The sequence below is a fragment of the Aeromonas enteropelogenes genome, assembly GCF_000819845.1.
Classification (GTDB): domain Bacteria; phylum Pseudomonadota; class Gammaproteobacteria; order Enterobacterales; family Aeromonadaceae; genus Aeromonas; species Aeromonas enteropelogenes.
The window spans coordinates 138,425-144,478 of the sequence record NZ_CDCG01000034.1 but is presented as its reverse complement, the minus strand read 5'-3'; the positions used below and the strand labels follow the sequence as shown (position 1 = coordinate 144,478).

At 52.6% G+C, this 6,054-nt stretch carries 11 protein-coding genes; all 11 read right to left on the bottom strand.

Going from position 1 to position 6,054, the window contains the following annotated elements:
• Window positions 1-70 precede the first annotated feature (70 nt).
• Window positions 71-454: a 50S ribosomal protein L17 gene (gene rplQ / locus BN1123_RS12515; RefSeq protein ID WP_005307999.1), complete on the bottom strand. Its 384-nt coding sequence runs from the start codon at window positions 452-454 to the stop codon at window positions 71-73.
• 43 nt (window positions 455-497) lie between these two features.
• Window positions 498-1,487 (bottom strand): DNA-directed RNA polymerase subunit alpha, encoded by a 990-nt coding sequence (locus tag BN1123_RS12510; protein ID WP_005307997.1) that lies wholly within the window; start codon window positions 1,485-1,487, stop codon window positions 498-500.
• A 25-nt stretch (window positions 1,488-1,512) separates the two neighbouring features.
• Window positions 1,513-2,133 carry a 30S ribosomal protein S4 gene (rpsD, locus tag BN1123_RS12505; protein WP_005307996.1) on the bottom strand — a complete coding sequence of 207 codons (621 nt, stop codon included), beginning with the start codon at window positions 2,131-2,133 and terminating at the stop codon, window positions 1,513-1,515.
• Between the two features lie 40 nt (window positions 2,134-2,173).
• Window positions 2,174-2,563 carry a 30S ribosomal protein S11 gene (gene rpsK / locus BN1123_RS12500; protein ID WP_005319702.1) on the bottom strand — a complete coding sequence of 130 codons (390 nt, stop codon included), beginning with the start codon at window positions 2,561-2,563 and terminating at the stop codon, window positions 2,174-2,176.
• A gap of 14 nt (window positions 2,564-2,577) precedes the next feature.
• Window positions 2,578-2,934 carry a 30S ribosomal protein S13 gene (gene rpsM / locus BN1123_RS12495; RefSeq protein WP_005307991.1) on the bottom strand — a complete coding sequence of 119 codons (357 nt, stop codon included), beginning with the start codon at window positions 2,932-2,934 and terminating at the stop codon, window positions 2,578-2,580.
• A gap of 139 nt (window positions 2,935-3,073) precedes the next feature.
• The gene (gene rpmJ / locus BN1123_RS20960) at window positions 3,074-3,187 is read right to left on the bottom strand and encodes a 50S ribosomal protein L36 (RefSeq protein WP_005319705.1); all 114 of its coding nucleotides are present in this window, start codon (window positions 3,185-3,187) and stop codon (window positions 3,074-3,076) included.
• A gap of 27 nt (window positions 3,188-3,214) precedes the next feature.
• The gene (gene secY, locus BN1123_RS12490) at window positions 3,215-4,543 is read right to left on the bottom strand and encodes a preprotein translocase subunit SecY (RefSeq protein ID WP_026456047.1); all 1,329 of its coding nucleotides are present in this window, start codon (window positions 4,541-4,543) and stop codon (window positions 3,215-3,217) included.
• A gap of 8 nt (window positions 4,544-4,551) precedes the next feature.
• Complete coding sequence (gene rplO / locus BN1123_RS12485) at window positions 4,552-4,989, bottom strand: 50S ribosomal protein L15 (RefSeq protein WP_026456046.1); 438 nt, start codon at window positions 4,987-4,989, stop codon at window positions 4,552-4,554.
• A 2-nt stretch (window positions 4,990-4,991) separates the two neighbouring features.
• A complete protein-coding gene (rpmD, locus tag BN1123_RS12480) occupies window positions 4,992-5,171 on the bottom strand; it encodes a 50S ribosomal protein L30 (RefSeq protein WP_005307985.1) in 180 nt (59 codons plus the stop codon).
• 6 nt (window positions 5,172-5,177) lie between these two features.
• Complete coding sequence (gene rpsE, locus BN1123_RS12475; protein ID WP_005342686.1) at window positions 5,178-5,678, bottom strand: 30S ribosomal protein S5; 501 nt, start codon at window positions 5,676-5,678, stop codon at window positions 5,178-5,180.
• Window positions 5,679-5,692: 14 nt separating this feature from the next.
• Entirely contained in the window at window positions 5,693-6,046 is a 354-nt protein-coding gene (rplR, locus tag BN1123_RS12470; protein WP_005340606.1) for a 50S ribosomal protein L18, read from the bottom strand.
• Between the last annotated feature and the right edge of the window lie 8 nt (window positions 6,047-6,054).

Genomic DNA, 6,054 nt, shown 5'->3' with positions numbered 1-6,054 from the left:
GTTGAGGCAGTTGAGGCAGTATCAGAATCCATTAAAAGAAAAGCCGGGACAAGCCCGGCTTTTTCTTTTATCACTCAGCAGCTGCTTCAGCAGCGGCCGGGCGGTCTACCAGCTCAATGTAAGCCATAGGGGCGTTGTCGCCAGCACGGAAACCGCATTTCAGAATGCGAGTATAACCGCCGGCGCGCTCCAGGTAGCGCGGGCCCAGTTCATTGAACAGCTTAGCCACGATCGCGTTATCGCGAGTACGGGCAAATGCCAGGCGACGATTAGCAACGCTATCAGTCTTGGCAAGGGTGATCAGCGGTTCAACTACACGACGCAGCTCTTTTGCCTTAGGCAGAGTCGTCTTGATGATCTCATGACGAACCAGGGAGCTGGCCATGTTGCGGAACATAGCCTGACGATGGCTGCTGTTCCGGTTCAGTTGACGACCACTCAAACGATGGCGCATGACCTTATCCTTCTAACTAAATCTGTGAAACCCGTAATCTGGATTACTCGTCAGCGATGCTGGCGGGCGGCCAGTTCTCAAGGCGCATGCCAAGAGACAGACCACGGGAGGCCAACACGTCCTTGATCTCAGTCAGGGACTTCTTACCGAGGTTAGGAGTCTTAAGCAACTCAACTTCGGTACGCTGTACCAGATCACCAATATAGTGGATAGCTTCTGCCTTCAGACAGTTCGCAGAACGAACTGTCAGCTCCAAATCATCGACAGGACGCAGCAGAATCGGATCAAACTCGGGTTTCTCTTCTTTCTTCTCGGGCACGCTGACATCGCGCAGATCCACGAAGGCTTCCAGTTGCTCGGCCAGAATAGTGGCAGAACGACGGATGGCTTCTTCAGGATCCAGGGTACCATTGGTCTCCATGTCGATGACCAGCTTGTCCAAGTCGGTACGCTGTTCAACCCGTGCTGCCTCAACATTGTAGGCAATACGAACGATGGGGCTGAACGCGGAGTCCAGCAGCAGACGACCGATAGGACGCTCTTCATCATCGTTGTGAACACGAGCAGAAGCAGGCACATAACCACGACCGCGCTGAACTTTCAGGCGCATGCTGATTTCAGCATTGGCACCAGTCAGGTGGCAGATTACGTGCTCCGGGTTTACGATCTCGACTTCATCACCGTGAGTGATATCACCAGCGGTAACGGGGCCTGTTCCAGACTTGGTCAGGGACAGAGTTACCTCGTCCTTGCCTTCCAGCTTCACAGCGATACCTTTCAGGTTGAGCAGGATTTCAAGAATGTCTTCCTGTACACCTTCTTTGCTGCTGTACTCATGCAGTACCCCGTCAATTTCGACTTCAGTAACTGCACAACCGGGCATAGAAGACAGCAAAATACGACGCAGGGCGTTGCCCAGCGTGTGACCAAAGCCACGCTCAAGTGGCTCAAGAGTCACTTTCGCATGAGTCGGGCTAACTTGCTCGATGTCAACTAGCCGCGGTTTAAGAAAATCTGTTACAGAACCCAGCATTGTGTCCTCTCTTTAGAAGCTAGCTTTACTTGGAGTAAAGCTCGACGATCAGCTGTTCGTTAATGTCGGCAGACAGGTCGGAACGCTCCGGCAGGCGCTTGAAGGCACCTTCCATTTTAGCGGCATCAACCTCTACCCAAGTCGGCTTCTCGCGCTGACCAGCAACCTCAAGGGCAGCTTTGATACGCGCTTGCTTCTTAGCCTTCTCACGAACGCAGATCACGTCCTCAGGGGAAACCTGGAAAGAAGGAATGTTCACAACGCGACCGTTGACCATGATGGCCTTGTGGCTCACCAGCTGACGAGACTCAGCACGGGTAGCACCGAAGCCCATACGGTAAACAACGTTGTCCAAACGACCTTCCAGCAGCTGCAACAGGTTTTCACCGGTGTTACCCTTTTGACGGGCAGCGTCGCGGTAGTAGTTGCGGAACTGTTTTTCCAATACGCCGTAGATACGACGAACTTTTTGTTTCTCGCGCAGCTGAACACCGTAGTCAGACAGACGCGCTTTACGCGCACCGTGTTGACCAGGAACGGTGTCAATCTTGCACTTAGAATCAATCGCACGAACACCAGACTTCAGGAAGAGGTCGGTGCCCTCACGACGGCTAAGCTTAAGCTTAGGACCGATATATCTTGCCATCTTCTTTCTCCAACAATCCTAGACCAAGTAGCTAAACGCGTTACACGCGGCGCTTCTTGGGAGGACGACAACCGTTGTGCGGGATCGGAGTCACATCAGTAATGTTAGTGATGCGGAAACCAGCCGCGTTCAGAGCGCGGATGGAAGACTCACGACCGGGACCCGGACCTTTGACCATGACTTCCAGGTTCTTCACGCCGTATTCTTTGGCGATCTCACCAGCGCGCTCAGCAGCTACCTGGGCAGCAAACGGAGTGGACTTACGGGAACCACGGAAACCGGAACCACCAGAGGTAGCCCAAGACAGAGCATTGCCCTGACGGTCAGTAATGGTCACGATTGTGTTGTTGAAAGATGCATGAACGTGCGCAATACCGTCGCTCACTTGCTTTTTAACGCGCTTGCGAGCACGAGTCGGAGTTTTAGCCATTTTCTACCTTCCCGTTACTTCTTGATAGCCTTGCGCGGACCCTTACGGGTACGAGCATTGGTCTTGGTACGTTGACCACGAACAGGCAGGCTACGACGGTGACGCAAACCACGGTAGCAACCCAGATCCATCAAACGCTTGATGTTCATGGAAATCTGACGACGCAGGTCACCTTCAACGGTGAATTTACCTACTTGTTCACGCAGACTCTCGATCTGAGCTTCGTCCAGGTCTTTAATTTTCACATTCTCAGCGATACCGGCTGCGGCACAGATGGCCTTGGAGCGGGTACGACCGACGCCATAAATAGCAGTCAAAGCGATGACGGCATGCTTATGGTCAGGAATGTTAATGCCAGCGATACGGGCCACTATTCACTCCTACATATAGTAGATTACGACCACCACAAAGCCCGTGAGCGGATACGTGGCGGTCAACCAATACACAACAAAAGTTGGCTGGCTATATTAGCCAGCACAACTATTTGTTGCAAGTACTAACCGTAAAAAATTAGCCTTGGCGTTGCTTATGCTTAGGCTCGCTGCAAATCACACGCACCACACCGTGACGCTTGATGATTTTGCAGTTACGGCAGATTGCCTTAACGGAAGCACGAACTTTCATTGCTTAACTCCGTAACTACGCCGACCTTTAGCGGCCGTAGCCCTTCAGGTTGGCCTTCCTCAGGACGTCGCCATATTGATGAGACATCATATGGGTCTGAACCTGAGCCATGAAGTCCATGATAACTACCACGATAATCAGCAGCGAGGTGCCACCGAAATAGAACTGTACGTTCCAGGCAGTCATCAGGAACTGGGGTACCAGACAGATAAAGGTTATATAGAGTGCACCTGCCAATGTCAGGCGAGTCATAACCTTATCGATATAACGTGCTGTCTGCTCGCCCGGGCGAATCCCCGGGATAAAGGCTCCACTCTTCTTCAGGTTGTCTGCTGTCTCGCGCGGATTGAACACCAGCGCAGTATAGAAGAAGCAGAAGAAGATAATGGCTGCTGCATACAGCATCTCGTAAAGCGGTTGACCCGGCTGCAGGACCATAGAGACCTGCTGCAAAATGTCAGCAACTTTACCCTCACCCTGACCAAACCAAGAGGTGATGGTCCCTGGGAACAGGATGATACTGGATGCGAAAATCGCAGGAATCACACCGGCCATATTTACTTTCAACGGCAGGTGTGTGCTTTGCGCTGCGAATACTTGGCGGCCTTGTTGACGCTTGGCATAGTTCACGACGATACGACGCTGACCACGCTCCACGAACACCACAAAGTAAGTCACTGCGAAAACAATCAAGCCCAGCAACAACAACAGCAGGATGTGCAATTCCCCTTGACGTGCCTGTTCGGCCGTAGCGCCAATGGCATGCGGCAGACCGGCAACGATACCCGTGAAAATAATCAGCGAAATACCATTACCAATCCCACGCTCGGTAATCTGCTCACCCAACCACATCAAAAACATGGTACCGGTGACCAGACTCACAACGGCTGTGAAGTAGAAGCCAAGACCCGGATTAGTCACGAGTCCCTGCATCATGTTCGGCAGACCGGTTGCGATACCAATGGCCTGGAAAGTTCCCAAAACCAGCGTGCCCCAACGGGTATATTGGCTAATCTTGCGACGGCCGGATTCACCTTCTTTCTTGAGTTCAGCAAGAGCGGGGTGAACCACTGTCAGCAGCTGGATAATGATCGATGCCGAAATGTACGGCATGATCCCCAACGCAAGAATAGAAGCACGCGAGAGTGCACCACCACTGAACATGTTGAACATCTCAATGATGGTGCCCTTCTGTTGCTGGAACAACTCGGCCAGTACGGCGGCGTCAATACCAGGAATCGGCACATAAGAGCCTGCACGGAAAACGATAATCGCCCCGAGAACGAAGAGCAGACGGCTCTTCAGTTCACTCAGACCACCCTGTGCTTTAACATCCAATCCTGGTTTCTTAGCCATTGTACTGATTATTCCTCGATTTTACCGCCAGCGGCCTCGATGGCTGCGCGTGCACCTTTGGTGACGGACAGACCACGAACAGTCACAGCACGGTCAATGTTGCCAGACAGAACAACTTTAGCGAACACGATGTTTTTGGTAACAACACCGGCTTGCTTCAGAGTGCTCATATCGACCACATCACCTTCTACCAGGGCGATTTCGTTCAGACGCACTTCGGCAGAAACCAAAGATTTGCGAGAGAAGAAACCGAACTTCGGCAGACGGATTTTCAAAGGCATCTGACCACCCTCGAAACCGTTGCGGACTTTACCGCCACCGGAACGAGAGGTTTGACCTTTCACACCACGACCACCAGTCTTGCCCAGACCGGAACCGATACCACGGCCCGGACGGTGCTTAACGCGCTTGGAACCAGCGGCCGGAGACAGAGTATTCAGACGCATGCTTAGCCCTCCACCTTAACCATGTAGTAAACCTGGTTGATCATACCGCGTACGCAAGGAGTATCTTCCAGCTCAACGGTGTGACCAATGCGACGCAGGCCCAGACCACGCAGAGTCGCCTTATGCTTGGGCAGACGGCCGATAGAGCTGCGAGTTTGAGTTACTTTTACAGTGTTAGCCATGTCACATTACCCCAGAATTTCTTCAACGCGCAGACCACGCTTGGCGGCGATCTGTTCCGGTGATTGACCGTGAACCAGAGCGTCTACAGTAGCGCGAACGACGTTGATTGGGTTGGTGGAACCGTAGGTCTTGGCCAGCACGTTGTGGATACCAGCAACTTCCAGAACGGCACGCATAGCGCCGCCTGCGATGATACCAGTACCTTGGGAGGCCGGCTTCATGAACACGGTAGAACCGGAGTGAACACCTTTCACCGGGTGGTGCAGGGTGCCATTGTTCAGCTCAACCTTGTTCAGGTTACGCTTGGCCTGTTCCATTGCTTTTTGAATAGCAGCCGGAACTTCACGGGCCTTACCATAACCGTAACCTACACGGCCGTTACCATCACCCACCACGGTCAACGCGGTGAAGGACATGATACGACCACCTTTAACAGTTTTCGAAACACGGTTTACTGCAATCAGCTTTTCTTGCAGTTCGCCGGCTTGAGATTCGACTTTAGCCATCTTCGACTCCTAGCTTAGAACTGAAGACCAGCGTCACGTGCAGCAGCTGCCAGAGCAGCGATGCGACCGTGATACTTGAAACCGGAACGATCGAAAGATACGTTCTGAACGCCTTTGGCAATAGCACGCTCAGCGATAGCTTTACCTACAGCGGTAGCAGCGTCTGCATTACCGGTGTATTTCAGAGCTTCACTGATGGCTTTCTCTACTGTGGAAGCAGAGGCCAGAACTTCGGAACCGTTGGCTGCAATAACCTGCGCATAGATATGACGCGGGGTACGGTGCACAACCAGACGGGTGGCTCCCAGTTCCTGCATCTTTTTCCGAGCACGAGTAGCACGACGGAGACGAGCTGCTTTCTTGTCCATAGTGTTAC